The following is a 25,826-nucleotide window of genomic DNA, read 5'->3' on the forward strand; positions in this document are numbered from 1 at the left end:
ATTTTCATGAGCGGCACGACCATGACAGAAACAGAAGCGAAGAAGATCAGCGAAGATATTGCGCGGCTCAACTCCGTGACGGGGACGCTTATTGCCGAGACGATGCGGCTTCAGGCGCAAAACCGCTGGTATATGGCTCCCGTTGGTGCGATCGCGACGCTCGTTTGGATCGCGCTTGTAAAGGTCTTGATGTCGTAAATTCGGGACCTGCGGCCTAGCCATAGATTGCGCCATTTTCCCGTCCAGATTGCGCTGGGATTGGATGTTATGGAACTAAGGCGGGGCGCACGCAAAATCAGGCTAGGGTTGCGCTCCGTAGCCGCCGAAAACCACAACACAGCTATAGGATTACCATGGTCAAATGGCTTCGGCGCATCTCTGGCGGCAAATCCCAGAGCTCAAAAATAACAGAAGAAATCGGACAGCTCCTTTGGAAAGTCTTCCCGCCAGAGGCAAAGGCAATTGTTTTCTGGGCCCGTTTCGGCTCTGGGGGGCATGGATCGAGGTTGGATTGGCTCGACGACGCCGGAAACCGCATCGGGCCGATGGGTTCAAAAGCAACTCCATTCGACGCCATGCGCGCAATCGAAACGCTTGCCCTGAACCTGCGGCGCACGCCACCTTTCGACCGCGATCCCTTCACGCATATGCGTGTCGAACTCACGGAAAAGGGCAAGATGAATATCAACTTCGCCCATATTCCGGAATGGGACAGCTGGATGGGCCTTTTCATGCGTGGAGTGAGCGAGCTTTCAGAAGAGGAAGCGCGTAACCCGGAGCTGAGCAACACATGGGGGATCGACGTCGAGCATTGGCAAAAATGCCGTGCCCGGCGAGAACAGGAGCCTTACGAGAAGTGAGCGGCACGGCGATCATTGCAAACGTCAGCAATGCGGGACAAAGCGGACAATAAGTCGCGCCGTGGGCCGATCATGCGCCACGCAAGGAGTAAAGATTGACTACAACCAAAGATGCGGTACTTGCTCTCACAGAGACAGCAGCAGGCGAGATTGCGAGCAGCTGGGCTTATAACAAGCGGGCCAAAACATTCGCTTTGACGCCAGTCGAAGGTATTACTGCTCTGTTAGCGCCAAACTGGGGCTTCAAGAGCTGGATCGCGCGCACAGAGCCGCGTCTGGATCTATTCTCGGAGCGCGTATCTTCAACGCATAGGCTATTGTCGGGACAGCGAGATGCCGTCGCGGTCCTCACGCTTGTTAATCAGCAATTTTGGAGATCCTGCGGACAGCGTGGCTACCCACAGTCTTTCATGGAGGATCTTGCAGGGTATCCGGCAACCGCAGGAGACCGTGAAATCTCAGATGTCCCAGCATATATCCAGCAACTGACATCCTGCGCAGAGCACTATCTTTCCTCTGGCTTTGACTTAGGCGATGAATGGCAATTTCTTCGATCGTGCCCAAAAAACTGGGTCTATTACAGTCCATTCTATCGGCAAGATCCAAGGGCTTTTGTTCTGATCCAGCTATTACAGGGTAATACCCAAGCAATGGCGCAATTTCTGACTCAAACGGATCTTCCGTCTGAATTCCGCGAAAGCTTGATGCCGACGTTCGCGGCATATGAAGCTAATCTAGCGAAGTTGAAGCTTCACTAAATAGCAATAAGGAAAATACGCTACGGGCTCGAAGCTGCCCTTGGCCTTCAACGGGTATTATGTCGTAGATTGGCCCCTATAGCTCGTTCGCCTACAGATTTAAAATGACTCAGGTCAAGTAAGCATGTTCCGTATTTTAAACGCTCTAGAAGCGTTGTTGACCCCTATTTAAGTGGTACGAAGAGGAACGAGCGAAATTTTTGATAAGCCCCCTTAGATCATTTGAAGAGGTATGCATTGCCACGCAAATCAAAAGATGAATTTTTTCATGTAACAAGAACAGAGGGAATTGCGCTGCTTCGTTGGTCATTTACGGTCGTCGGAGCAGTCATGTCGTCGCTGCTGCTGGCAGCGTCACAGGCTGGCGACAATTTATCATTCTATTTGATGACTTTATCTTTATTTAAGCTGGTTCTTTGGCTTTTCTTATTTTTATTAGGATTGGTTTTTGCAGCGCTTTCTGCAAGCCTTATGGGGATTTCAGAGCGCGAAAGCCGAAACCGCTGGAGGCGGATTAAGCTAGCTCGAGCGAGAATTGGCTGGATGATTTTTTATGTAAATAAGGTGAAACGGTGGGGTGTTTATCTTTACACTAGAGGAGCTTTGCTCCTGGTGATCATTATTTTTGTACTTCTCCCTTACAGCTTTTCATTCTTTGGATTGAATTCTTTGCGTGCTGACTTGGAACTTTCCAAGGAGCTTCTGAAACGTCGAATAACGCAGGTCAAATCTGAGGCGCAGCTAAGTAGTGGTGATGAAAGTGCTCTAATGCCTATTAATAGGTAAGCTGGCTGCGCCTTTAAGACGCTTTAAGGCTTGGTAGGTGTTGCTCAAATGGGTCAGGAATACTTGGCGATTGGGTTGGAATTGCTCGATGCGCCTTATTGAAAAGACTTGAGAAAATTCCTCGATTGGGCTGCAAAGCGATGACATTCGACAGAAACTATCGAATGTCAGACGAAACTGGCTTTTCTTTCACGTAGATGTCCACGAATATGTTCTTGGCGCATGTTTGGCATGTTGGTCGATTGATCGGGTTGGCTTAGGATCAGGGCGCAGCCAATGCCCAATCCCGAAAGACATGCGTGGCAAAAAGTCAATCTGTGGATCCTGAAGCGGATTTCGCGCCGCTGCCGCTGACCGTGCAGCACGAACGCTCTTTGCCCGCCTCGTCTTTGCTAACGCGGTTGGCCGCGCGCAATGGTGCACCCTCTGTCTACCAGTTCTGCGTCGACCTGGCCTTTCCTGTCGATCTTCTGTTCCGCGGTGAGCCTCTGGCAATCGCCCAGCTTGCGCAGCTTGCAGGCTGTGACGCTGCCGCGCTGTCGCAGGTCTCCATCCGTCATCTCGGCCATAGCCGCTTCCGCCTGCGCGACGAGATCGCGACGACGCATAGCCTGCAGCGCACGCGCATACGCATCTGTCCCGAATGCCTGCGTCAATACCCACACCGGAGTTAGGGCCGGTACGTTTAACGTGAGGATCGTGGTGCTCCGGTTCTTCTTCGGCATGACTTGCGGGCGCGAGACCATGAAGCGCTACATGCAGGTCCGTATCCAGCCGCGGAGGCCGCCGGTGGTGTCCCGCATCTCCTGCGGAGCTGGCCTGCGGCTCACCGAGGTCTGTAATCTCAAGATCGGCGACATCGACAGCGACCGGATGCTGCTTCATGTCGAGTAGGGCCAAGGGCGGAAGAGCCGCAAGGCCAATGCTGTCAAAGGGGTTGCTCGAACTCTTCCGAGACTATTGGCAGGAAGCAGAGCCCGAAGGCTGGCTGTTCCCGTGCAATCCGGAGATCGACCCGATCTCGCCGCGCCATCTGAACTGTGCCTTTCATGTCTTCCTGGACCATGGCGGGGGTCAAGAAAGAGGTCAGTTCCCGACCTTCGGTGACATCGTGTTCAGATCCGGTCAAAATCCGGCTGAGGCTGTGTTCTGCCAGCTCTGATCGCCGCAGGGCGTCCGGAGGCGTAGCGGTTCGATCATGTTCTGAGCATGAAGCCGCTTGGCCTGCGAGGGCCTCATCCGGTGAGTGAAGGCTGGCAGGCAGGAACTCGCCTGACATGCGCGGAAAGGTCGTTGCACGGATTTACGGGCTCATCTGGATTGTCCTTGGAAATATCGAAAGACCCCGGCAAGCGGGCACGCGCCCGTTGACGGAAAGGGCCGTGGCCCTGGCTCTTGAAGGTCAGCTCCCGGGAGAGACTGGTCTTTCGCCCTGCACTTCCTGAGTCCACACTTCAAACTCCGACAGGGTTCCCGGCCCGAATATCTGTGTCAGCGGCACGTCTGCGGCGTCCCTGCCGCGCGCTACGAGAATGCGCCCGGTGCGCCGTTTGTTGTTTCGAGGATCGAACACCCACCATTGGCCGCCCAGATAGACCTCCATCCATGCAGCGAAATCGTCTTCGGCATGGGGCAGCGGCTCGCCGATTTCGCTCAGATAGCCTGTGCAGTATCTGGCCGGAATGTTCATGCAACGGCAAAGCGCAATACCGAGATGGGTGAAATCGCGGCAGACCCCGAAACCTCCGGCCAAGGTCTGCGCTGCCGTCCGGGTTGCATCGGCTTTCATGTAGTCGAAGCTTATGGTGTCATGCACATAGTCGCAGATCGCCTGCACCCGCGACCAGCCCTGATCGGTCTTTCCGAACAGCTCCCAGGCGCGCTCGGACAACAGGTCCGTATCGCAGTAGCGGCTGCCCAGCAGGTAGACGAGCGTATCGAAGGGCAAGTCTTCCACGGCATGTTGCTGTGCATCGGGGCAATAGGGATCAGGATGGCCTGCATCGCGGAAGATCCCGTCAGTCGTCAGGGTGAATTCTCCCGCGGGGGCGACCATGCGCGTACACCAGTTACCGAAGCCGTCGCGGTAGCTTTCGAGCGGAACGCTGGGCCGGGTCACAAGGTAATCCGCGCGCTCGAGGTCGCCGAACCGCGAGTAATGCACATTCAGCAGCGCGATCAGGGGAGTCGGCTGGGTCAGGGTGTGGGTGATAGTGCACCCGATATTCATACGCAGCGCCGAATTCCGGTCTGCCATCGAAGAGGGGCGGGTGTCCTTGGTCACGGACGATCCTTTCAATCACCTCGCAAGAGGTTGTTGCGGTTGCTTGGTCAGAGGCGGGGCAGAAAAAAGAGCCTGCCTGAAAGCCAGTCCTCGGCGCAGATCCGTTCGGCGCGTGAGATGTCTGGGCGTGGGGTCGTTCTGCGGAAGCGAGCGGCGCATGAGAGCTCCGGTATTGGGGCCGGGCATGCCGGACAATCGGCGGGGGCAACCTTTCCCTCTGAAGCTCTAAATTTGGGATGCGCGACAGGTGTTGATACAAAATATAGAGTGCCGCGCCTGAATTGCAATGGCAGGTCTGTCACGATTGACGGCCTCGGACCGTGCGGTCTCGCCGAGCGTCGCCGTCGGGCACAGGGCATGGTCTTTGGAGGATATCGGCGTCCATGCCGCTGTCGCGGGTTTCGCGCATATTATTCGTCATGGAAGCGGCGCCGGCCCTACTGGGGGCGCGGTCTTACTTGATAATTTTACTCAAAAAATCACGGGCCGAAAAGAAAAAGGGGAACGCGTGTGCTCCCGAGCCGTTGTCCTGAGTATCGTAGAGCGCGCGAGCGCTGGCTGCGTTGCAGTTCACCTGTAGGATTGGAGCGACCGCATGACTGACAAGAGCCTGACGATTCTCGTTGTCGAGGACGAGCCGATAATTCGCATGGATCTGGCGCTCGGTTTTGCGGATCTGGGATATAATGTTCTGGAAGCGGAAGATGCGGCAACGGCACTTCGTGTCATAGACGGTGGCGATACGGTTGACGTGCTTGTCACCGATATCGATATGCCGGGCGACATGAACGGTGTCGCCCTTGCATCGCAAGTGCGGCGGCGGTCTGACAGTTGCCGGATCCTCATCATGTCGGGTGGCACACGCCCCGCCTCTCATGTCATGCCGGAACACAGTCCATTTCTCGCGAAGCCTCTTGCCGCCGAGGATGTTATTGCGGCGCTTGGCCGGATGCCATGATCTCAGATCACGCACTCAGGCCGGTTTGGCCGGCATATGCAGGGTGAATGTCGTGCCGGCCTCCGCCGAAGACGAAACATCGAGCCGTCCGCCATGCGCCAGAGCGATCTGCGACGCGATGTATAGGCCCAGGCCGAGGCCTTGAGGACCCTTCTGATTGCTTTCATTGCGCGAGAAGGGGTGGAACAATGACGGGTGCATCTCTGGCGGGATCGGCGTGCCCTGGTTCGTGACACTGGCGACCAGCTCACCGTTTCGCTCGGCAATGTCGACCGAAATCGGCTGGTTGGGGGCGCCGTGGGCCACGGCATTGCCCAGAAGGTTTGACAAAAGTTGAGCAAGCCGCTGCGGATCGGCAACCAGAGCACGCGGCAGGTCGATCGAGGACAGGACTGGTTGACCGGCAATCTGCTCGATCTCGCCAATCACGTCACGAAACACCGGCACGAGGTCGATCGGCGCGGGCGCATTCACGTCTATCCCGGCCCCAAGGCGGCCACGGGCAAAATCCATCAAGTTGGTTATGATCTGGCTGGCCCGCGTCAGCGCTCGCTGCATCTCGAACACGAGCATCGCCCGGCGATCCGGAGAAATGTTGGGTTTCTCGATCATCCGTAAGCCGGATGTAACCGCGGCGATCGGATTGCGCAGATCGTGCCCGACGATGGCGATGAACTCTTCCCTCAACCGTGCCGTATCGCGTTCGGTCTGAAGGGTGGCGCGACCTTCTGCCAGCTCTTCACGCCCCTTGGTAAGCTCGTCCTGACGGTCGAGCTCGCGGGCAATCAATCTTGCAAAGATCGTAAACAGCTGTTCCGCATGCGACCCGATTTCGCGCGGGTTCGGGTCGATGGCGCATAGCGTGCCCCAGATGCTGTCATCGCTTTTGATGATCGGAACCGATATGTAGCTCTTGAAACCGTATTGACGGGGCGTGGGGTGGTCGCGGTAGATCTCGCTATCATCCACATCCGAAATCGTGATGCTGCTGCGGCAGGCTCGTACTTCGCTGCAGATTGTCGATGCCACATCAAGCTCATCGCCGGGCGTCAGACCGAAATTCACCCGATCACGGGACGCGCAGGTTATCCAGCGGTTGTCGGTTACCCGAGCAACGGCAACAAAACCCATACCGGTTGCCGTTCCGCAAGCGTCGAGGATCATCGAAATATCGGAGACAAGATCGACCTGCCGGATACTGTCTTGAAGGGGATCAATATTAGGTAACACGCGCCTGGCCAGTAAGGTGGTCTCGGGGCAACTTACTTGACACGATGTTGAATTCCAAGGGCCGATGCGTGTCCCCGAATGTCCGGGGAGCCGAAGCGTTTCGCGACACTCTCCTGTGCCGGATTGAGGGTGACCGTTTCCTCTTGTCCTGGCAACATGGTTTTGTTCCGGTCCGGGACTGCAATTCCGGCGCTGCCTGTCCGGAAGGGTCGCCCGCAATGCTTGTCGAAAATGCAGGAGATCGCCAGCTTGGCGCGACGATGGTCACGACTGGTCCCGCATCAGGGCAGTGCCGGATGGAAATAGCCTGCGACCGCCCTTTCGTGTTGCTCGGTTTATGATGAGCTACAGAAATGTTTGTGGAAAATTTCGTGCAGGCAGAAGCGTGGAAAGCGGCGGTATCGGGATGGGGATCTGTCGCTATCGTCCCGTGCTTGTGAGCGTCTTTTCAGGCGCAGTTACGGCATTTTCAGCCGGAATGGAAAAGGCGGGCGTCGAAAGCCGCCCGCCTTTTCTTTTCTGAGCCGGAATACCTTCAAGCAGGTTTCCCAGCTACGTCTTCACGCAAGTGCCAAGTTGACAGCGGATTCGCGACCGTCACGACCGCTTTCGATGTCGAAGGTGACAGCCTGACCGTCTTCAATCCGGCTGATCCCGGCGCGTTCGACGGCAGAGATGTGCAGGAAAATATCTTTATTGCCGTTTTCGGGCTGAATGAAGCCGAAGCCTTTGGTGCTGTTGAACCATTTCACGGTGCCGTTGGCCATGTCCGTGGTCTCCTTGATAAACGCTGCCCACAAGATCGCGGCAGCCCGGCATAGTCGATCCAAGCCGATCAACCGAAACCAAGCTAGTGGCGGCGGAATAACGAAGAGAAGAAACGTAAGCACATTCTACATAGTGCCTGCCCGAAAAAAATCAATAGTTTAGTTGTGGTCGATTGCATTCCTGTCCAAGGTCGGTGACCTGTGCGGAAGCGCGAGGGGAACGGGGCGCTCTGTCCCGTATCCGCTTCCTGCGCATATGGCTATCTGTCTCAGACGCGTCAAAGGTCGGATTTCCGCATTCTTTCCTGTGTCTCCTGCCTTTGTGCCGGGGGTGACCCGGCCTGGAGAACGCTCTCCTTTCGCCGTCTTCCGCCCGCGCTCTGGAGAATGCGGAGCATCCGGCGTCTGTCTTGGGCCACGGCGGCGTCAATCACCCCGTCGAGGCATCCGCGGCGTTTCAGATGCGGTAACAAGGAGGAATGATCGAGATCGTCGAGGAGGATGTGATCCACACCCCTTGCGGGCCGGAAGCCCTGCGCATGGTCCAGATCGTCGCGCAGGGCGTGAACGAGGAAGGTCTGACAGGGCGCGGCGGGAAGGGGGGCTATTGGCCAAAGGGGCTGGTCGATGCGCGCGACCCAAGGCTGCCATTCCCTCCGGTTGGCGGCCAGTTCCAGTGAATATTGCGGCCCGAAGGCCAGCACCGTGTCCACTGGCAGGATCTGCGCGGCAATCAACGCCTGATAGGCGCCCATGGAAAGCCCGAGCGCGATCAGCTGGCGCACAGGGCGCTGCGCACAAGCATGGGCATAGGCGCGCCGGACGATCTCGGGGAAAAGCGGCGTATTGCCCCAGCTGCGCGCGGCATCCATGAAGAAAAGTGCACGCCGGTTGCCACCCTGCCGGTGACCAATGGCAGAGGCCACGAATTCTGGCGAGGGCAGACGCGTCGCATCATGGCCTATCGAGGAAAAAGACAGAACCAGCGCATCCCCATCCCCCTCATGGTAATCGACGGCAAATGCGGAGGTGTCATAAAGGCGGGTCAGGGATAGGGGCGGCACGGTGATCTCCTCTCCCCCTTCATATCGCGCAAGTCCAGCCCCTGCAATTTGCCGCCTCAAACGGGGTTTCACGTGAAATGATCGGAGACGCGGCCATGCAAAAAGCCGACGGGATGATCCCGTCGGCTTTGCTTTCCCGCAGTCCGCGCCGGATCAGCGTGCAGGGCAGGCTGCAGCGTAGGAGCGGCCATAGGAGTCGGTATAACGGCAGGTCTGCGCATCGGGATTGGTGCGGCTTGCGACAGCCTGACCCGCGATCAGGCCGACAGCGGCACCGGCTGCCGCACCCGAGATGGCGTTCTCGTCATTGTTGTCGGCGATATTCGCGCCAAGCGCCGCGCCACCCAATGCGCCTGCGGCGCGGGTCTGGTTTGCGGTCTGGCAGGCTGCGAGAGCGGCGACCATCGGCAGAACGAGCAGAAGTTTTTTCATTTTGATCTCCAGTTACCGGCCTTTAACGGGCCTTTTCATGGATCGCGTCTCCGATCCGTCGGAGGCCCAACGCGCGTCGTCGCGACAAGTTCCCGTCAATGTTATCGTCCGCACCTTGCCGACCGTCATGAATGCTTCATCTATGTGTCATTGGAACTTCGTATCCGCTTGGCACCAAAGACAATAGAAGACGTATAAGGATCAGGGTATGACCGGCAGCTTCATCCCGCCACTGCGCCCGAGGCGTGTCAGAACGCTTTTCGTATCGGACCTGCATTTGGGAGCGTGGGGGAGTCAGGCGGGGCGGTTTCTGGAATTCCTGCGCCAGACCGAGGCCGAGACGATCTATCTGGTGGGCGATATTCTTGATATCTGGCATGGTGGCAAGCCCAACTGGTCGGCCACTCATGACGCGGTGATGGACGAGTTGCGTGCCCGTATCCGCGCGGGCGTCAGGGTGGTCTACCTGCCGGGCAATCACGATGCAGAGCTTCGCAAACGTCTGGGGCGCCAGTTTCAGGGTATGGAGCTGGTCAATGAGGCGATCCACCAGAGCGCCGACGGCCGCCGCTTTCTGGTCCTGCATGGCGATCAATGCGATGCACGGCTCCTGCGCTTCCATTTCATGACACGGCTCGGGTCGCGGCTGGATGCGGGGCTGCGCCGGTTTGACGCGTGGGCGCGGCGGGGACTGTCGCGGTCGTTCCACCGTGAACCCGAGCGGAATCTGGTCGAGATGCTTGTGACGGGTGTGAATATGCTGATGACCGCAGGCAATCGCTATGAGGGGCGCCTGATGGAGCTGGTGCGGGCGCGGGAGGCTGATGGCGTGGTCTGCGGCCATTTCCACAAGCCGGCCCTGCGCAATGTCGAGGGGCTGGTCTATGCCAATTGCGGCGACTGGATCGATAGCTACACGGCGATGGTCGAAACCGAGGACGGACGGCTGGAGTTGCTTGAGCTGCGGCCTGTGGCCAAGCGCCAGAGCCGCAAGCTGCCGCAGCCTGCGGAGGTGCGGGTATGAGCTGGTCCATGATCTTTCTCGCGATCTTCGGCGTGCTTTTCGGTGTGCATCTGGTGACGGTGGCGCAGGGGCTCTGGCGATATCGCCGCAGACCAGCCGCCGAGATCGCGGCGCGCCCGATGGTCACCCTCCTACGGCCGGTCTGCGGGCTTGACCGGTTCGACGCCGAGACGCTCGAGACCAGCTTCAAACTCGATTATCCCTCTTATGAAGTGATCTTCTGCGCCGCGGTGGAGCATGATCCGGCGGTAGAGGTGCTGCGCGCGCTTGCGGCGCGTTATCCGCGGGTGTCATGCCAGATCCTGATTGGTGAGGACCGGATTACCGGCAATCCCAAGCTGAACAATCTCGAAAAAGGGTTCAGGGCCGCGCACGGCGAATGGATCGCGATGGCCGATGCCAATCTGCTGCTGCCGCCCGATTATATCGACCGGATGCTGGAGGTGGTGGAAGCCGATACGGGGCTGGTGACCAGCCCGCCCATCGGGATCCGCGCCGGAAATTTCTGGGGCGCAGTCGAGGCCGCTTTCCTCAACAGTTTCCAGGCCCGCTGGCAGTTATCGGCGGATATGCTGGGCAATGGGTTCGCGCAGGGCAAGACGCTGTGCTGGCGTCGCGATGTGCTGGAAAAAGCGGGTGGTCTGGTGGCTCTGGGGCGCGATCTGGCCGAGGATGTGGCCTCGACCAAGGCCGTGCGCCGTCAGGGGCTGAAGGTACGCGTGGTCCGTAAGCCCTTTGCGCAGCCGGTGGGCTCCCGTGGTTTCCGCGCGGTCTGGGACAGGCAGCTGCGCTGGGCGCGGGTCCGCCGCGACGGATTCCTGATGATTTTCGCCGCCGAGATCTTGCTTGGGCCGTGGTTGCCCGCGCTGGCTCTGGGGCTGGCGGGAGCATGGGCGCTGATCCCTGTGCTATGCTGTGTGTGGTATCTGGCGGAATGGGCGCTGGCCAAACGGGCGGGCTGGCCGCATGGCGCGCGTGATGTGGCGGCGATGGTCGCGCGCGATATCCTGATGCCCGCGCTCTGGGTCATGACATGGGCGCGGCGCGGGTTCGAGTGGCGCGGCTCGGCTATGGACCGGAATGGCGCCCTGACACCTCCGAAAGCCGCGAAGTAACCCTATGTTCGGTCTCGACCAGATTATAGCGCTTTTGTCGTCCCACGGGCTTGTGCTGGTGGGCGGCCTTTCCATTCTGGAAGGGCCTATCGTGACCGTGCTGGCCTCGTGGCTCGCCTCGAATGGCGCCTTCGACGTGGTGCCCTTGTTCTTCGTTCTGGTCGCAGGCGATCTGATCGGCGATCTGGGTTTCTATTTCCTCGGCCGCAAGGGGCTGGGGATCGTGCCGCCGAAATGGCGCCACAGGCTGGGGCTCGACGGACGGCGCCTGCGCAAGATGCTGCGCCATTTCCGCGAGAAAGGCGGGCGCACCCTGATCGCGGGTAAAATTACCCATTCCGCAGGGGCGGCCATTCTGGTGGCTGCCGGTATCTCGCGGATGCCGATCGTCCCGTTCTTTCTGTATAATTTGCTGGCGACGATCCCCAAAACCGGCGCACTCATGGCACTGGGCTATTTCATGGGCTCGGCCTATGCGCGGATCGACGGATGGATCTCGAAGGGCTCCATCATCGTTCTTGCAATACTCGTTATCGCCGGTATCGGCTGGTATATCCATCACAAGAGGCAGTCGTCATGTCCGCAGGACTAAGCATCAGTTGCGTGATCCCCGCCTATAACGAGGCGCCCCGTATCCGCCGCGTTCTGGAGGCGGTGCTGTGCCATCCCGCGATCCATGAGGTCATCGTGGTGGATGACGGATCGAGCGATGGCACCGCCGACGTGGTGGCAACGCTGCCCTCGGTGAGGCTGATCCGGCAGGCGCAGAATGGAGGCAAATCGGCCGCGGTGGCGCGGGGGATCGCGGCGGCGGCGGGCAGCTATGTGATGCTCCTCGACAGTGATCTTCTGGGGCTGACGGGGCTGCATGTGTCGGAACTGCTCGACCCCGTGCGGAGGGGGCGCGCCGATGTGGCGATCAGCCTGCGCCGCAATGCGCCCATGGTCTGGCGGATGATCGGGCTCGATTACATCTCGGGCGAGCGGGTTCTGCCGCGTAACTGGCTCATGGAGGGGCTCGACGATCTGCCGCATTTCGGGCTGGAGGTGCATATGAACCGCCTCTTGATCCGCAACAATGCGCGGATTGCGGTGGTCGAATGGCCCGATGTGGCAAGCCCCTACAAACACGCGAAACTGGGCAGCTGGGCGGCGGGTCTGCGCGCCGATGCGGCAATGCTGGCCGATATGTTCCGTGTGGTCAGCCCGCTGGAGGCGGGGGGCCAGATCTGGTCGATGCGCCGGATGCGGGTGCGGGATATCTCTGGCGGTCACGCGTCTCTGTAACGCAAAAAGGCTGCCGTTCTGGCAGCCTTTCTGTTTGGGGTCAGACCTGTCCGCTGGCTTCGAGCGTATCGGCAAAGGTGCGCAGGCCCGTTCTGGTTGCTTGCACCAATACCGCCATGTTCCCCGGCTTATGCTGGTTATGCATCATCTTGGTATGGGATTGCGGGATTTCTTCCCACGGGAACACTTCCGACATGCAGGGATCGAGCCGCCGTTCGATCATCAGCCGGTTGGCCGAGGCTGCCTGTTTGAGATTGGCGAAATGGCTGCCTTGCAGGCGCTTTTGGTGCATCCACATATAGCGCACGTCAAAGGTGCAATTGAACCCGCTCGTGCCCGCGCAGATCACCACCATGCCGCCCTTTTTCACCACGAGGGTGGAGACGGGGAAGGTGCTCTCGCCCGGATGCTCGAAGACCATATCGACATTCACGCCCTTGCCGGTGATGTCCCAGATCGCCTTGCCGAAGCGGCGGGCCTCTTTCAGCCAGTCGTTATATTCGGGGCTGTTGACAGTGGGTAGCTGCCCCCAGCATTTGAATTCCTTGCGGTTGATCACGCCCTTGGCGCCCTGTGCCATGACGAACTCGCGCTTGGATTCATCGGAGATCACGCCGATCGCATTGGCGCCCGCGGTATTGGCCAGCTGGATTGCATAGGAGCCGAGGCCGCCCGAGGCGCCCCAGACCAGCACGTTCTGTCCCGGTTTCAGCTCATGCGGGTGATGGCCGAACAGCATACGATAGGCAGTGGCCAGCGTCAGCGTATAGCAGGCACTCTCTTCCCATGTCAGATGCCGGGGGCGCGGCATCAGTTGCTGGGCCTGCACGCGGGTGAACTGCGCGAAGGAGCCGTCCTGCGTCTCGTAGCCCCAGATGCGCTGGCTGGGCGAGAACATCGGATCGCCGCCATTGCATTCCTCGTCATTGCCATCATCCTGATTGCAATGGATCACCACCTCGTCGCCGACTTTCCAGTTCTTCACCTTGTCGCCCACGGCCCAGACGATGCCCGAGGCATCGGAACCGGCGATATGGTAGGGGGCCTTATGCACGTCGAACGGGCTGATCGGCACACCGAGCCCTGCCCAGACGCCATTATAGTTTACGCCCGCGGCCATCACGAGGACGAGCACCTCGTTGCTGTCGATAGTCCATGTATCGACGATTTCTTTCTGGAAGGAATCTTCGGGGGCGCCGTGGCGTTCGCGGCGGATTGCCCACGCATACATCTTGGGCGGCACATAGCCCAAAGGCGGGATTTCCCCGATCTCGTATAGGTCTTTCTCTTCCGCCTTATACGGAATGATGTTGCTGTCGCTATCCAATGCCATCCCCATCTTCCTCTTCCCAAGATGCCGCGCCGCAGAATCGTCTGGGTGCTCCTCAGTTCTACAATCGGATGCGCAATAAAGCAACTATATAGATTTTGATTTTGTAATTTTGTGTCGCAATGGATATTTTTCCGAGCGTAGCCATACCGGCCAAGCCACCCGCTTTGGTGCCCTGTCCTGTCGCGATTTCGTGTAGTCCGGCCTTGCTATGCTGACTTTCCGCAGAAATTTTATAGCATGACTCTGGCGGCAAACGGTAACTTTCGGGTAAAAAGAAAGGAGAGCTTCACATATTGCTCTCATCTTGGGCGTGTGGCGCGCAAACGCGCGTTTTGCCGGACAATCTCTGCGATGCAGAATTTTCTTGTTATTATAAAGTTGCGTGTAGTATCTAATTTCAGGAATTATGTTTCCATATTGGATTCGTGGAGGGGAGGCCGCCCATGACCGAGACCAGAACCGATCTACCCGCTCGTGACAAGCCGTGGCTGTTTCGCACCTATGCCGGTCATTCGACCGCTCGGAAATCGAATGAGCTTTACCGCACGAACCTTGCCAAGGGGCAGACGGGGCTGTCCGTGGCCTTCGATCTTCCCACCCAGACGGGCTATGATAGCGATCATATCCTCGCGCGGGGCGAGGTGGGCAAGGTGGGTGTGCCGGTCTGCCATCTGGGCGACATGCGTGCGCTGTTTGCCGATATTCCGCTCGAACAGATGAATACCTCGATGACGATCAACGCGACCGCGCCGTGGCTTCTGTCGCTCTATATCGCGGTGGCCGAGGAGCAGGGCGCCGATATCTCGCGGCTGCAGGGCACCGTGCAGAACGATCTGGTGAAGGAATATCTCTCGCGCGGGACCTATATCTGCCCGCCCAAACCGAGCCTTGCGATGATCACCGATGTGGCGGCCTATACCCGCGAGCATCTGCCCAAATGGAACCCGATGAATGTCTGTTCCTACCACCTGCAGGAGGCGGGGGCCACGCCCGAGCAGGAGCTGGCCTTCGCGCTTGCCACGGCGATTGCCGTGCTCGACGACCTGAAGACCAAGGTGCCGGTGGAGGCGTTCCCCGAAATGGTCGGGCGGATCTCGTTCTTCGTGAATGCGGGCATCCGCTTTGTCACCGAGCTGTGCAAGATGCGCGCCTTCACCGAGCTATGGGACGAGATCTGCCGCGAGCGTTATGGGATCGCGGAAGAGAAATACCGCCGCTTCCGCTATGGGGTGCAGGTCAACAGCCTCGGTCTGACCGAACAGCAACCCGAGAATAACGTCTATCGTATCCTGATCGAGATGCTGGCCGTGACGCTCTCGAAGAATGCCCGCGCCCGTGCGGTGCAGCTGCCGGCATGGAACGAGGCTCTGGGCCTGCCGCGCCCATGGGACCAGCAGTGGTCGCTCCGGATGCAGCAGATCATGGCCTACGAGACCGATCTGCTGGAATATGGCGATCTCTTCGACGGCAATCCGGCGGTGGCCGCCAAGGTCGAGGCGCTGAAGGACGGCGCGCGTTCGGAGCTGGCGCAGATCGATGCGATGGGGGGGGCGATTGCCTCCATCGATTACATGAAATCGCGTCTGGTGGAGGCCAATGCCGCCCGGATCGGGCGGATTGAGGCCGAGGAGACGATCGTGGTGGGCGTGAACCGCTGGCAGCAGGGGGAGCCTTCGCCGCTGACCGCCGGGGATGGCGGGATCATGGTTGTGGACCCTGCGGTCGAGGCCGAGCAGGTGGCGCGTTTGGCCGAGTGGCGCGCGGAACGTGACGGGGCGCGGGTGAGCGCTGCGCTGGAGGCGCTTCGGCTTGCGGCGTCAAAGGGCGAGAATGTCATGCCTGCCTCGATCGAGGCGGCCCGCGCGGGCGTGACCACGGGCGAATGGGCGGGGGTCATGCGCGCCGTTCATGGCGAATATCGCGGCCCGACAGGTGTGGCCAGCACGCCCTCCAACCGCACCGAAGGGCTGGATGATATCCGCGAGGCGGTCGAGCAGGCCTCGCGCAAACTCGGGCGGCGCCTCAAGTTCGTGGTGGGCAAGCCCGGGCTCGATGGCCATTCCAACGGGGCTGAGCAGATCGCCTTCCGCGCCCGCGATTGCGGCATGGACATTACCTATGAGGGTATCCGCCTGACGCCCGAGCAGATCGTGGCCCGTGCGCTCGAGGAAAACGCGCATGTGGTGGGCGTCTCGATCCTGTCGGGCAGCCATCTGCCGCTGGTCGAGGAGCTGATGGAGCGGATGCGCGAGGCGGGGCTTGCCGATGTGCCCGTGCTGGTTGGCGGGATTATCCCCGACGACGATGCCAGACGCCTGATGGGCTATGGCGTGGCACGGGTCTACACGCCCAAGGATTTCGAGCTGAACCGCATCATGATGGATATCGTGGGGCTTGCCGTACCGCAGGCCGCGCAATAGGGGCGGCTGCTCGAAATCCGCGTGGGCGGGGGGCTTTCGCTCTTCCGCCCGTAGACGGGCTTCTTTATGGTCGCGGCCATGAATGATGTGCCCGCAATCCAGTTTTCCGAAGATCAGGCCGAGGCCTGGGATGCCGTCGCCGACGCTCTGCGCAAGGCAGGGGTCGATGTTGATGACGGTATGGTGATGCCCGAAACCTCGGCTGCCCAAGTGCATTCGGTGATCGGCAAGGCGGGCTCCGGCAAGACCATGCTGCTGTCCTCGCTCTACAAGGCCCTGCAGGAGGCTGGCGTCGAGATCGTCTCGGGGGATTACGAAGGCAAGAAAAAGAAGGAACGCCGGACGCTGGCGATCCTTGCGCCGACCAATAAGGCGGCCTCGGTGCTGCGCTCGCGCGGGGTGCCGGCAACCACCATCCACCGCATCCTCTACACCCCCGTCTATGACCCAGAATACGAGCGGATCGCCGAGTGGTTGGGCGGCCAGGGTGAGCGCCCGAACCTCGATATCCTGAAGGTCGAGGGGTTGACCGAAGAGATGCTCGACCGTGCCAAAGCCTTCTACGATATCCACAAATCCGTGCCCGCCGCGCTCGCATCGGCGGGGTTGCGCGGCTCCGATTTTATTCAGGGCTGGAAACGGCGCGAGGATCCGCTCGATATCGGCTTTGTCGACGAGGCCTCGATGCTGGACGAGCGCCAGTTCGACGATCTGCGCGAGATCTTTCCGACGCTGATCCTGTTCGGCGATCCGGCGCAGCTGGCGCCGGTAAACCAGTCGGGCCAGATGAGTTTCGAGAAACTTCCCGACGAGCGCAAACATGTGCTCCACCGGATCCACCGCCAGACGCAGGATAATCCGATCCTCGATCTGGCCCATGCGCTGGCCGATGACGCCCTCACTTTCGACCGGTTCGAGCGGATGATCGAGGACCGCGCCGCAGGTGACGAGCGTGTGGTCTGGGCGGGCCGCGTCGAGGCCGATCTGATGGCGCGCTCGCCGGTGCTTGTCTGGCGCAATGCCACGCGTATACGGCTGATCCATGCCTTCCGCGGCGCCTTCAGTGCGCCGGTCGATGAGCTTCTGCCAGGCGAGCCGCTGATCTGCGACGGGATCGAGCTGCCGGTAAAGCACCGCAAACGCCGGATCGATCTGGAAGCGCGCGGCCTGATCAAGGGCGCGCAGGTCATTTATCTGGGGCCGGGCAAGAAACCCGGTTTCTCGCGGCTGCATGTGATCGGCTCGGAAGATCCGCGCCTGTCTGCGGCCTCGATCGTGAAGATCGAGCTGCCCGACGAGGAAGAGCCCTTCATCCCCTTTGCCGCGCGCATGGGGGCCACCTTCCTGCACGGGGCGGCGGTGACCATCCACAAGGCTCAGGGCTCGCAATGGCGCGATGTGCAGGTCTTCGCGCCCGATATCTATGCGGCCGCCCGTGCGGGGCGGGTGGAGGCAGGTATCCCCTTGTGGAAACGTCTGGCCTATGTGGCGATCACCCGTGCCGAGCACCGCCTTTTGTGGGTGACGCGGGCGCGGCTGGCACGTCCTTCGGCGCCGCTGGGCGTGGAGGATCTGCCCAAAGGGGCGGCGCAGGCGCTCAAGCTCGAGATCCAGGACGCGCCTGAAGGCTGATCAGCTGAAGAACCTGCGGAAGGCCGCATTGGCCGCCCAACCCGCAAACACCGCGAGCGCCAGCGACATGATGCCGTAAAGCGGCGGATAGTTTTGCGACAGCGCATAGAGCCAGCGTTCCAGCCCGACTTTGCGCACGCTCACGGGGGCGGTATATTCGTCGATCACGCGGTATTTGCGCACAAGGAAGATCCGCACTTTGTAATCGCCCTCGATCAGGTTGGCAGGCAGTTTGAAATCGGCGCGGAAGAGCGTGTCGTCGAGCAGTTTCACATCGCCCGGATTATCCTTGTAGAGGCTCTGGCGCAGCCGGATACGCTGCAGCGCCTCGGCATAGGGGGCGGCATTGGCGCGCTCGATCGCGTCGGTATAATTGCGCAGGGCCTGCGGCACGGTGATGCGGTAGATCTCGTCAACCTCGGGGGCCAGAAACTCATGCTCGGGGCGGGTGGTGGCCACGGCGTAATAGGTCGGGGCCGAAGGGATCTCGACCGAGCCGGTATTGATCCAGATCCCCATCTGGCGCGATTTACGGCGCACGGTCACGGGGCCTTGCGGACCCTCCAGCGTCACGATCACATCCAGCGGGCCGCTCGGCTCGGGGGCGGCGCGTTTGACCGCGCCGAAGATCAGGATCTCGGAGCCGTCGAAGGAGGTGGTGATCCCGATACTCTCGCGCGAGAGACCGGCCACCACGGTTTCGGCGGCACGGGCGGGCAGGGCGATGACAATCAGGAGAAGGGCAAGACGCAGCATCAGCCATCTCCCAGCGAGATCGAGTAAAGCTCGCTCGGCTTCAGCACCAGATCGAAGCCCAGTTTCAGCGCGACGAGCAGCACGAGCGCCGCCAGCAGGATGCGCAGCTGTTCGGCCTTCAGCCGCCCGCCCAGCACCGAGCCGATCTGTGCCCCGATCACCCCGCCCAAGATCAGCATGATGGCCAGCATGACATCGACCGACTGGTTGGTGATGGCATGCATCATCGTGGTAAACGCCGAGGTGAACAGGATCTGGAACAACGAGGTGCCGATCACGACCTTGGTGGGCATGCCCAGCAGGTAGATCATCGCAGGCACCATGATGAAGCCGCCGCCCACGCCCATTACCGCGCCCAGAATCCCCACGCAGAACCCCACCAGAAGCGGCGGTATGATCGAGATATAGAGACCCGAGGCGCGGAATTTCATCTTGAAAGGCAGTTTATGGACCCAGCCGTGGCTGTTGCGCTTGCCGCGGCGGGCCGAGGCGCCTTTGGTGCGCCGCAGCGCCCGCAGGCTCTCGAGGAACATCAGAAGACCGACGCCGCCCAGAAAGACCACATAGCACAGCTGCACGGCCAGATCGATCTGGCCCAGTGCCTGCAGGTAATTGAAGATCGAGATCCCCGCGACCGAGCCGATCAGACCGCCAATCAGCAGGATCATCCCCATCGGGATATCCACGGCCTTGCGCTTGAGCTGGCTGAGGACACCCGAGACCGAGGACGCCACCACCTGATTGGCGCCGGTGGCCACCGCGACGGTGGGCGGAATGCCGATGAAGAACAGAAGCGGCGTGATCAGGAAGCCGCCGCCCACCCCGAAGAGCCCCGACAGGATGCCGACGATTCCGCCGATCCCGAAGAGGAGGAAGAAATTGACCGAGACTTCGGCGATGGGCAGATAGATTTGCATGTGGATCCGCGCAATGTCAGTGACTTACTGTGAGCGCCTCTTGCCGGTCTGTCAAACCTTTGCGAAAGGCAGGCCGTCCTCGCCGCCGGAGGCGGCAGGGTCAGAGACTTCGCAGATATCGTCGCAGGATCTTTTCGAGCTTGGCAGCGCCCAGAGGCGCCATCGCCTTGGTCTGGGCATGGCTGATCTGCTCGTCGGCTTTCATGCCCGCCCCCATATTGGTGATGACCGAAATGGCCGCAGCTCTTAGCCCCAGGAACCGCGCGAGGATCACCTCGGGCACCGTGGACATGCCCACGGCATCCGCACCAAGGATTTTGGCGGCGCGAATCTCGGCTGGGGTCTCGAAGGACGGACCGGAGAACCAGCAATAGACACCGGTGGGCAGATCGATGCTCTCGGCTTGGGCCGCGGCCATGAGACCCGCGCGCATCTCCACGTCATGGGCGTCCGTCATCGGCACGAAACGCGCCTCCGTGGGTTCGCCGATCAGCGGGTTATGGCCCGCGAAATTGATATGGTCTTCCACCATCATCAGCCCGCCCGGCAGGATATCGGGGCGTAGCGAGCCTGCCGCATTGGTCAGGATCAGCCGCTCGCAGCCCAGCTCCTTCAGGATCTCGAGCGGCAGGCGCATCTCGGCGGGGTTACCATGCTCGTAATAATGCACACGGCCCCCGAAGACGGCCACGCGCACCCCTTCGAACTCTCCGATCACCAGCTTGGGGTTATGGCCCGAAACGCCCGCATGCGGAAAGCCCGGCAGGTCGGCATAGGGAATGGCTGTGCCGTCGATCTCTTCGGCCAGATGGCCCAGACCCGACCCCAGAACCAGCCCGATAGCGGGGGGCGTATCGCCCGCCCGCTCGCGGATGAGGCCCGCCAGCTCAGCGCTCTTTGACATAGGGTTGGCCTCCGGCCTTCGGGGGATGGGGTTTGCCGACGACACCGGCCAGCACGATCACGGTCAGGATATAGGGCAACGCATCCAGAAGCGCGCCCGGAACCGACAGATGAAGCGTGTTTTGCAGCACATCGGGGCGAAGGGCCAGTGCCTGCAGGAACCCGAAGAGCAGGGTCGCCCAGAGCGCGGACCACGGTTTCCAGTTGGCAAAGATGAGGGCGGCCAGCGCGATATAGCCGCGCCCCGCCACCATCTCGCGGCCAAAGCCTGCCTGCAGGCCGGTGGCCATATAGGCGCCCGCCAGCCCGCAAAGCACGCCTGTGATGGTTACCGCGCCATAGCGCAGCCCGATCACCGAAATACCCGCGGTATCGACGGATTCGGGGTTTTCGCCCACGGCGCGCAGCCGCAGCCCGAAGCGGGTGCGGTAGAGCACCCACCATGTCAGCGGCACGCAAAGGAGCGCCACATAGACCAAGATCGAATGACCCGAGAGCACATCCGAGTAAAGCGGGCCGATCACGGGCACCTGCCGGACGGCATCTTCGAAGGGCAGGTGCAGCTCGTTGAACCGCGCCTCGCCCGATAGCGCCGGTGTGCGCCCGCCCTGATGGAAGAGTGCCTGCGCGATGAGCACCGTCATGCCCGAGGCAAGGAAGTTGAGTGCCACGCCCGAGATCAGCTGGTTGCCACGAAAGGTGATCGAGGCCAGACCATGCAGGAGCGAGAACAGGATCGAGGCCACGATCCCCGCCAGACAGCCGAGCCAGACATTGCCGGTGAGGTAGGCCACTGCGCCCGAGGTCATCGCGGCCATCAGCATCTTGCCTTCGAGCCCGATATCGAACACGCCCGAACGCTCGGAGTAAAGCCCCGCCAAGCAGGCCAGAAGCAGCGGCGTCGCCAGCCGCAGGGTGGAATCGAGAATGGCGATTAGGGTTGCGTAATCCATCACTTGGCCCCCTGTTTCACGCGGAAGAAGGGCAGGAGCATCATCCGCACCATCCCGTCAAGCGCGCCGGTAAAGAGCACGACCAGACCCTGGATCAGCAGGCGCAGCTCGATCGGGATCGAGGTCCAGAGCCCCATCTCGGCACCGCCCTGATAGAGGAAGCCGAAGAGGAACGCCGCAAAGAAGACCCCCAGCGGATGGTTGCGGCCCATCAGCGCCACGGCGATCCCGATAAAGCCCGCGCCTTCGGCGGAGTTCTGCAACAGACGCTCGGCCTCGCCCATGACGTTATTGATCGACATCAGTCCCGCCAGCGCGCCCGAGATCAGCATGGACCCCAGAATGATCTTGGTGCGCGAGATACCGGCATAGCTTGCGGCTTTCTCGTTCAGGCCGAAGGCGCGGATTTCGTAGCCGAGTTTCGTCTTCCACAGGAGCACCCAGACCAGCACACAGGCCGCCACGGCGATGAAGAAAGTGATATTGGCCGGAACCGAGGGTTTGAAGATCGCGCCAAGCCCCGGAATATCGTGGAAGGTCGGCAGGCTCGCCCCAGCAGGAAAACGCGCGGTGGCCGGATCCATCGCGCCTTCGGGGCGCATGACGGTGACCAGCAGATATTGCAGCAGGCTATAGGCGATGTAGTTGAACATGATCGTGGTGATCACGATATGGCTGCCGCGTCTGGCCGCAAGCCAGCCCGGAATGGCGGCCCATGCCGCGCCAAAAAGTGCCGCCCCCACCATCGCCGCAGGAAGCGCCAGCCACCACGCGGGCCAAGGCAGCGCGAGGCAGACCAGCGCCACGCCAAGCCCGCCCAGCTGGGCCTGACCCTCGGCGCCGATGTTGAACTGGCTCGCGTGATAGGCGACCGTCACGGCAAGACCCGTGAAGATGAAGCTGGTGGTGTAATAAAGCGTGTAGCCCCAGCCATAGGGGGTGCCCAAAGCGCCCTCGAACATGACCGAGATCACCTCGATCGGGTTGCCGCCGATGGCCAGCACCACGATGGCCGAGATGATCGCAGCCATCAGGATCGAGATCAGCGGCACAAGGACCACATCGGCCCAAGTCGGTAGTTTTTTCATCAGCCTTCTCCGCCGTCATCGCCATCGCCGTCATCCTCATCATCGTGAAGATGGTCGTCATGGCGGTGCTGGTCGTCGTTATCTTCGCGGGCAATCGGGCTCGGGTCACGCATGCCCGCCATCAGCAGACCGAGGTCTTTCTCGTCGGTGGTGGCCGGATCGCGGAAGCCCATGATCTCGCCATCGAACATCACCGCGATCCGGTCCGACAGGGACCTGATCTCGTCAAGTTCGACAGAGACCAGCAGGATAGCGGCCCCCGCATCGCGCAGCTCGATAATGCGCTTGTGGATGAACTCGATTGCGCCGATATCCACCCCCCGCGTCGGTTGGCCGATCAGCAGAAGGGCGGGATTGCGTTCGATCTCGCGCGCCAGCACGATCTTCTGCTGGTTGCCGCCCGAGAAATTCTTGGCGGCCAGCGAGGGGATCGGCGGGCGCACATCGAAGCGTTCCATCGCGCCTTCGGTCGCTTTCACGATCCCCGCATTATCCATCAGCAGGGCGTTCTTCTGGTATTCCGGCGCACCGTGATAGCCGAAGATGAAATTCTCCCAAGCGGGGAAATCGAGGATCAGCCCGTGATGGTGACGGTCTTCGGGGACGTGGGCGATACCGTCGCGGCGGCGGCTTTGCGCATCGGCGCGGCCCGTCAGGTCCAGCACCTTGCCGTTCACCCTGATCTGGCCCTTGGCGGTCTGATAGCCGCCCAAGACCTCCAGCAGCTCGGTCTGGCCATTGCCGGCCACACCGGCAATCCCCACGATCTCGCCCGCGCGGATCTCCAGATCGACGCCTTTTAGACGCTCGACACCGGCCTCGTCGCGCACGCGCAGGTCGCGGATCTCGAGGATCGGCTTGCCGGGCCGGGCTTTGGTCTTCTCGACATTCAACAGAACCTTGCGGCCCACCATCAACTCGGCCAGTTCGGTGGGCGAGGTCTCGGAGGTCTTCACGGTGGCTGTCATCTCGCCGCGCCGCATCACGGAGACCGTATCGGTCGCCATCATGATCTCGCGCAGCTTATGGGTGATCAGCAGGATCGTCTTTCCCTCGGCCCGCAGCGTGTCGAGAATGCGGAACAGGTGGTCGGCCTCGGCGGGGGTCAGCACGCCGGTAGGTTCGTCCAAAATCAGGATCTCCGCCTGACGATAGAGCGCCTTGAGGATTTCAACCCGCTGCTGGTGGCCCACACTCAGGTTCTCGACCAGCTCGTCGGGGTCCACATCCATTTCATAGTCTTCGGCCAGCCGCTTCAGTTCGCGCCGCGCCTTGGCGATGGAGGGGCGCAGCAGGCGGCCATCCTCGGCGCCGAGGATCACGTTCTCGACCACGGTGAAATTCGGGACCAGCTTGAAATGCTGGAACACCATACCGATGCCCGCGCGGATCGCGGCCTGACTATCGGGGATGAAGGTCTCGCGCCCGTTGATCAGAATTTCGCCACGGTCGGCCTTGTAGAAGCCGTAAAGGATCGACATCAGCGTGGATTTCCCCGCGCCATTCTCGCCGATAATGCCGTGGATCGTGCCGGGCATCACCTTGATGGAGATGTCCTTGTTGGCCTGCACCGGCCCGAAGGCCTTCGAGATGCCGCGCAGCTCGATTGCGGGGGCGGGCTTAACGCCAGACGCGGCAGTTTCCTGCCGCGTCATATTGGTTGCCATATCGCTCATGGGATCACTCGACCGGGCAGGTGCTGTCCGTGGTGTAATCATGCACTTCCAGCTCGCCATCGGCGATCTTCTTGGCGGCCGCATCTACCGGTGCACGCATCTCGGCGGTGACCAGATCGGCATTGTTCTCGTCCATCGCATAGCCCACGCCGTCATCGGCCAGACCCAGCGTCACAACGCCGGTTTCCATATCGGGGCCCGCGGTGAACATGTCATAGACGGCGTTATCCACGCGCTTGACCATGGAGGTCAGCACTTTGCCCGGATGCAGCATGTTCTGGTTGCTGTCGACGCCGATCGACAGGATGTTCTCGTCGGCTGCGGCCTGCAGGATACCGATACCGGTGCCACCGGCGGCGGCATAGATCACATCCGCGCCCTGGCTGATCTGCGCCTTGGCAAGCTCGGCACCTTTCACGGGGTCATTCCATGCGGAGGGCGTGGTGCCGGTCATCGCCTGAACCACCTTGATATCGGGATTGGCCGCTTTGGCGCCCTGCACATAGCCACAGGCGAATTTGCGGATCAGCGGGATGTCCATGCCGCCGATAAAGCCCACGGTGCCGGATTTGGAGGCCTCTGCCGCCAGCATGCCGACCAGATACGAGCCTTGTTCTTCCTTGAACACGACCGAGCGGACATTGGGCAGATCGACGACCGAGTCGATGATCGCGAATTTGGTGTCCGGATAATCGGGCGCCACGGTGTTCAGCGTATCGCCGAAAGCGAAGCCGGTGGTGATGATCGGGTTCGCGCCGGATTCGGCCAGACGGCGGAGCGCCTGCTCGCGCTGTGCTTCCGATTGCATCTCGAGTTCTTTATAGCTGCCGCCGGTCTCCTCGACCCAGCGTTTCGCGCCATTGAACGCGGCCTCGTTGAAGCTCTTATCGAATTTGCCACCCAGATCGTAGATCAAGGCCGGATCGGCAAGGCTGGCACCCGCGGTCAGCGCAAGCGTCGCGGCAGCGCCGAGAATGGATTTCATAAAGCTCATGGATATCTCCCCGATCATGGCTTGGCCGGCCCGAAGGGGCCGGTGGAAGGGCATTCTATCTGTGCCCCATAGCCAATTCAGACCGAACTCGGCAAGACGCGTCAAGTCAGATTTGACCCCTCCGTAGGGGGCGGTCGTCATTTTTCGTCTGATTGGTCAGAAAATGTCCGGCCCGAAGTCGCGCACCATCAGGATCGCGTCACTCCGCTTGCCATCAGGATGGCGGTAATAGTTCTCGCGGATACAGCTGTCGGACCAGCCCGTCGCTAGGTAAAGTGCGTGGGCGGAATGATTTTCCATCGCGACCTCGAGATGGGCGATCTCGGCGTTGCGGGCGCGTAACTCGTCATCGAACCGCGCCATCAACCTGCGCGCAATGCCCTGACGCCGCGCGGCGGGGGCCACCGCGATGGTGGTGAGCTCCGCCTCTCCGGCGATCACCCGACCGATCAGGAAGCCCTGGTCTTCCGACAGGCAGAAGTAGAATTTCTTCGAGAGCGTCTCGGCGAATTCCTCGGCCCGCCACGGGCGCGGGGTCGTGAAACACTGTTTGTGGATCGCGGCCATCTGGGCAGGTGTCATGGGCAGG

General features: G+C 60.8%; 27 protein-coding genes. 13 read left to right on the forward strand and 14 right to left on the reverse strand.

What is annotated here, in order from left to right; all coding sequences use genetic code 11:
- Positions 1–21: 21 nt before the first annotated feature.
- From WDB91_RS07175 to WDB91_RS07200, 6 genes are all read left to right on the forward strand, one after another.
- Positions 22–198, forward strand: coding sequence for a hypothetical protein (locus WDB91_RS07175; protein WP_339111897.1), 177 nt, complete (start codon positions 22–24; stop codon positions 196–198).
- A gap of 155 nt (positions 199–353) precedes the next feature.
- Entirely contained in the window at positions 354–860 is a 507-nt protein-coding gene (locus WDB91_RS07180; protein WP_339111898.1) for a hypothetical protein, read from the forward strand.
- 95 nt (positions 861–955) lie between these two features.
- Positions 956–1,618, forward strand: coding sequence for a hypothetical protein (locus WDB91_RS07185; protein WP_339111899.1), 663 nt, complete (start codon positions 956–958; stop codon positions 1,616–1,618).
- Between the two features lie 237 nt (positions 1,619–1,855).
- A complete protein-coding gene (locus WDB91_RS07190; RefSeq protein ID WP_339111900.1) occupies positions 1,856–2,404 on the forward strand; it encodes a hypothetical protein in 549 nt (182 codons plus the stop codon).
- 299 nt (positions 2,405–2,703) lie between these two features.
- Complete coding sequence (locus tag WDB91_RS07195; protein ID WP_339111901.1) at positions 2,704–3,078, forward strand: TniQ family protein; 375 nt, start codon at positions 2,704–2,706, stop codon at positions 3,076–3,078.
- 28 nt (positions 3,079–3,106) lie between these two features.
- On the forward strand, positions 3,107–3,298 hold the full coding sequence (locus WDB91_RS07200) for a hypothetical protein (RefSeq protein WP_339111902.1): 192 nt from the start codon (positions 3,107–3,109) through the stop codon (positions 3,296–3,298).
- Positions 3,299–3,806: 508 nt separating this feature from the next.
- Here the strand turns inward: WDB91_RS07200 and WDB91_RS07205 are convergent.
- Positions 3,807–4,688, reverse strand: coding sequence for a transglutaminase family protein (locus tag WDB91_RS07205; RefSeq protein WP_339111903.1), 882 nt, complete (start codon positions 4,686–4,688; stop codon positions 3,807–3,809).
- Between the two features lie 595 nt (positions 4,689–5,283).
- On the opposite strand from WDB91_RS07205, the gene WDB91_RS07210 reads away from it, so the two are divergent.
- Positions 5,284–5,646, forward strand: coding sequence for a response regulator (locus tag WDB91_RS07210; protein ID WP_339111904.1), 363 nt, complete (start codon positions 5,284–5,286; stop codon positions 5,644–5,646).
- 15 nt (positions 5,647–5,661) lie between these two features.
- On the opposite strand, the gene WDB91_RS07215 is transcribed toward WDB91_RS07210, so the two are convergent.
- The 4 genes from WDB91_RS07215 to WDB91_RS07230 all read right to left on the reverse strand — a co-directional run bounded on the left by WDB91_RS07215 (position 5,662) and on the right by WDB91_RS07230 (position 9,139).
- Positions 5,662–6,810, reverse strand: a complete 1,149-nt coding sequence (locus tag WDB91_RS07215; protein ID WP_339111905.1) for a GAF domain-containing sensor histidine kinase — start codon at positions 6,808–6,810, stop codon at positions 5,662–5,664.
- Positions 6,811–7,436: 626 nt separating this feature from the next.
- Positions 7,437–7,643, reverse strand: coding sequence for a cold-shock protein (locus WDB91_RS07220; protein ID WP_339111906.1), 207 nt, complete (start codon positions 7,641–7,643; stop codon positions 7,437–7,439).
- 278 nt (positions 7,644–7,921) lie between these two features.
- Positions 7,922–8,707, reverse strand: coding sequence for a hypothetical protein (locus tag WDB91_RS07225; RefSeq protein ID WP_339111907.1), 786 nt, complete (start codon positions 8,705–8,707; stop codon positions 7,922–7,924).
- Positions 8,708–8,860: 153 nt separating this feature from the next.
- Complete coding sequence (locus WDB91_RS07230) at positions 8,861–9,139, reverse strand: hypothetical protein (protein WP_339111908.1); 279 nt, start codon at positions 9,137–9,139, stop codon at positions 8,861–8,863.
- 208 nt (positions 9,140–9,347) lie between these two features.
- Here WDB91_RS07230 and WDB91_RS07235 point away from each other — a divergent pair, with 208 nt between their 5' ends.
- Genes WDB91_RS07235 through WDB91_RS07250 form a run of 4 tightly spaced genes read left to right on the forward strand, consistent with a single transcriptional unit; the run spans position 9,348 to position 12,565 of the window.
- Positions 9,348–10,163 carry a UDP-2,3-diacylglucosamine diphosphatase gene (locus tag WDB91_RS07235; RefSeq protein ID WP_339111909.1) on the forward strand — a complete coding sequence of 272 codons (816 nt, stop codon included), beginning with the start codon at positions 9,348–9,350 and terminating at the stop codon, positions 10,161–10,163.
- Entirely contained in the window at positions 10,160–11,278 is a 1,119-nt protein-coding gene (locus WDB91_RS07240) for a ceramide glucosyltransferase (protein WP_339111910.1), read from the forward strand. Before WDB91_RS07235 ends, WDB91_RS07240 begins: the two co-directional genes overlap by 4 nt.
- A 4-nt stretch (positions 11,279–11,282) precedes the next feature.
- Complete coding sequence (locus WDB91_RS07245; RefSeq protein WP_339111911.1) at positions 11,283–11,870, forward strand: VTT domain-containing protein; 588 nt, start codon at positions 11,283–11,285, stop codon at positions 11,868–11,870.
- A complete protein-coding gene (locus tag WDB91_RS07250) occupies positions 11,855–12,565 on the forward strand; it encodes a glycosyltransferase (protein WP_339111912.1) in 711 nt (236 codons plus the stop codon). The genes WDB91_RS07245 and WDB91_RS07250 overlap by 16 nt, the downstream gene beginning before the upstream one ends.
- A gap of 40 nt (positions 12,566–12,605) precedes the next feature.
- On the opposite strand, the gene ccrA is transcribed toward WDB91_RS07250, so the two are convergent.
- Entirely contained in the window at positions 12,606–13,898 is a 1,293-nt protein-coding gene (ccrA, locus tag WDB91_RS07255; RefSeq protein WP_339111913.1) for a crotonyl-CoA carboxylase/reductase, read from the reverse strand.
- Between the two features lie 443 nt (positions 13,899–14,341).
- Here ccrA and WDB91_RS07260 point away from each other — a divergent pair, with 443 nt between their 5' ends.
- A complete protein-coding gene (locus WDB91_RS07260; RefSeq protein WP_339111914.1) occupies positions 14,342–16,318 on the forward strand; it encodes a protein meaA in 1,977 nt (658 codons plus the stop codon).
- A gap of 78 nt (positions 16,319–16,396) precedes the next feature.
- On the forward strand, positions 16,397–17,950 hold the full coding sequence (locus tag WDB91_RS07265) for an AAA family ATPase (RefSeq protein WP_339114473.1): 1,554 nt from the start codon (positions 16,397–16,399) through the stop codon (positions 17,948–17,950).
- Here WDB91_RS07265 and WDB91_RS07270 read toward each other — a convergent pair whose 3' ends face one another.
- The 8 genes from WDB91_RS07270 to rimI all read right to left on the reverse strand — a co-directional run bounded on the left by WDB91_RS07270 (position 17,951) and on the right by rimI (position 25,819).
- Positions 17,951–18,706 carry a TIGR02186 family protein gene (locus tag WDB91_RS07270; protein ID WP_339111915.1) on the reverse strand — a complete coding sequence of 252 codons (756 nt, stop codon included), beginning with the start codon at positions 18,704–18,706 and terminating at the stop codon, positions 17,951–17,953. It lies immediately after the preceding gene.
- A complete protein-coding gene (locus WDB91_RS07275; RefSeq protein ID WP_339111916.1) occupies positions 18,706–19,623 on the reverse strand; it encodes a sulfite exporter TauE/SafE family protein in 918 nt (305 codons plus the stop codon). Before WDB91_RS07275 ends, WDB91_RS07270 begins: the two co-directional genes overlap by 1 nt.
- Before the next feature lie 100 nt (positions 19,624–19,723).
- On the reverse strand, positions 19,724–20,527 hold the full coding sequence (locus tag WDB91_RS07280; protein WP_339111917.1) for a purine-nucleoside phosphorylase: 804 nt from the start codon (positions 20,525–20,527) through the stop codon (positions 19,724–19,726).
- Positions 20,511–21,479 (reverse strand): ABC transporter permease, encoded by a 969-nt coding sequence (locus tag WDB91_RS07285; protein WP_339111918.1) that lies wholly within the window; start codon positions 21,477–21,479, stop codon positions 20,511–20,513. Before WDB91_RS07285 ends, WDB91_RS07280 begins: the two co-directional genes overlap by 17 nt.
- Entirely contained in the window at positions 21,479–22,567 is a 1,089-nt protein-coding gene (locus WDB91_RS07290; protein ID WP_339111919.1) for an ABC transporter permease, read from the reverse strand. Before WDB91_RS07290 ends, WDB91_RS07285 begins: the two co-directional genes overlap by 1 nt.
- Positions 22,567–24,234, reverse strand: coding sequence for an ABC transporter ATP-binding protein (locus WDB91_RS07295; RefSeq protein ID WP_339114474.1), 1,668 nt, complete (start codon positions 24,232–24,234; stop codon positions 22,567–22,569). The genes WDB91_RS07290 and WDB91_RS07295 overlap by 1 nt, the downstream gene beginning before the upstream one ends.
- A gap of 13 nt (positions 24,235–24,247) precedes the next feature.
- Positions 24,248–25,237, reverse strand: a complete 990-nt coding sequence (locus WDB91_RS07300; protein WP_339111920.1) for a BMP family ABC transporter substrate-binding protein — start codon at positions 25,235–25,237, stop codon at positions 24,248–24,250.
- A gap of 156 nt (positions 25,238–25,393) precedes the next feature.
- On the reverse strand, positions 25,394–25,819 hold the full coding sequence (rimI, locus tag WDB91_RS07305) for a ribosomal protein S18-alanine N-acetyltransferase (protein WP_339111921.1): 426 nt from the start codon (positions 25,817–25,819) through the stop codon (positions 25,394–25,396).
- Positions 25,820–25,826 lie beyond the last annotated feature (7 nt).

The sequence above is a fragment of the Thioclava sp. GXIMD2076 genome (genome assembly GCF_037949795.1).
In the GTDB taxonomy this organism is placed as follows: domain Bacteria; phylum Pseudomonadota; class Alphaproteobacteria; order Rhodobacterales; family Rhodobacteraceae; genus Thioclava; species Thioclava kandeliae.

Excerpts from the sequence above, each read along its gene's own strand:
- WDB91_RS07265 (WP_339114473.1), top strand. The coding sequence starts at position 16,397 with ATGAATGATGTGCCCGCAATCCAGTTTTCCGAAGATCAGGCCGAGGCC.
- WDB91_RS07215 (WP_339111905.1), bottom strand. The coding sequence starts at position 6,810 with ATGATCCTCGACGCTTGCGGAACGGCAACCGGTATGGGTTTTGTTGCC.
- WDB91_RS07240 (WP_339111910.1), top strand. The coding sequence starts at position 10,160 with ATGAGCTGGTCCATGATCTTTCTCGCGATCTTCGGCGTGCTTTTCGGT.
- ccrA (WP_339111913.1), bottom strand. The coding sequence starts at position 13,898 with ATGGCATTGGATAGCGACAGCAACATCATTCCGTATAAGGCGGAAGAG.
- WDB91_RS07210 (WP_339111904.1), top strand. The coding sequence starts at position 5,284 with ATGACTGACAAGAGCCTGACGATTCTCGTTGTCGAGGACGAGCCGATA.
- WDB91_RS07235 (WP_339111909.1), top strand. The coding sequence starts at position 9,348 with ATGACCGGCAGCTTCATCCCGCCACTGCGCCCGAGGCGTGTCAGAACG.
- WDB91_RS07300 (WP_339111920.1), bottom strand. The coding sequence starts at position 25,237 with ATGAGCTTTATGAAATCCATTCTCGGCGCTGCCGCGACGCTTGCGCTG.
- WDB91_RS07275 (WP_339111916.1), bottom strand. The coding sequence starts at position 19,623 with ATGCAAATCTATCTGCCCATCGCCGAAGTCTCGGTCAATTTCTTCCTC.
- WDB91_RS07230 (WP_339111908.1), bottom strand. The coding sequence starts at position 9,139 with ATGAAAAAACTTCTGCTCGTTCTGCCGATGGTCGCCGCTCTCGCAGCC.
- WDB91_RS07280 (WP_339111917.1), bottom strand. The coding sequence starts at position 20,527 with ATGTCAAAGAGCGCTGAGCTGGCGGGCCTCATCCGCGAGCGGGCGGGC.
- WDB91_RS07175 (WP_339111897.1), top strand. The coding sequence starts at position 22 with ATGACAGAAACAGAAGCGAAGAAGATCAGCGAAGATATTGCGCGGCTC.
- WDB91_RS07260 (WP_339111914.1), top strand. The coding sequence starts at position 14,342 with ATGACCGAGACCAGAACCGATCTACCCGCTCGTGACAAGCCGTGGCTG.
- WDB91_RS07295 (WP_339114474.1), bottom strand. The coding sequence starts at position 24,234 with ATGGCAACCAATATGACGCGGCAGGAAACTGCCGCGTCTGGCGTTAAG.
- WDB91_RS07250 (WP_339111912.1), top strand. The coding sequence starts at position 11,855 with ATGTCCGCAGGACTAAGCATCAGTTGCGTGATCCCCGCCTATAACGAG.
- WDB91_RS07220 (WP_339111906.1), bottom strand. The coding sequence starts at position 7,643 with ATGGCCAACGGCACCGTGAAATGGTTCAACAGCACCAAAGGCTTCGGC.
- WDB91_RS07270 (WP_339111915.1), bottom strand. The coding sequence starts at position 18,706 with ATGCTGCGTCTTGCCCTTCTCCTGATTGTCATCGCCCTGCCCGCCCGT.
- rimI (WP_339111921.1), bottom strand. The coding sequence starts at position 25,819 with ATGACACCTGCCCAGATGGCCGCGATCCACAAACAGTGTTTCACGACC.
- WDB91_RS07180 (WP_339111898.1), top strand. The coding sequence starts at position 354 with ATGGTCAAATGGCTTCGGCGCATCTCTGGCGGCAAATCCCAGAGCTCA.
- WDB91_RS07285 (WP_339111918.1), bottom strand. The coding sequence starts at position 21,479 with ATGGATTACGCAACCCTAATCGCCATTCTCGATTCCACCCTGCGGCTG.
- WDB91_RS07245 (WP_339111911.1), top strand. The coding sequence starts at position 11,283 with ATGTTCGGTCTCGACCAGATTATAGCGCTTTTGTCGTCCCACGGGCTT.
- WDB91_RS07290 (WP_339111919.1), bottom strand. The coding sequence starts at position 22,567 with ATGAAAAAACTACCGACTTGGGCCGATGTGGTCCTTGTGCCGCTGATC.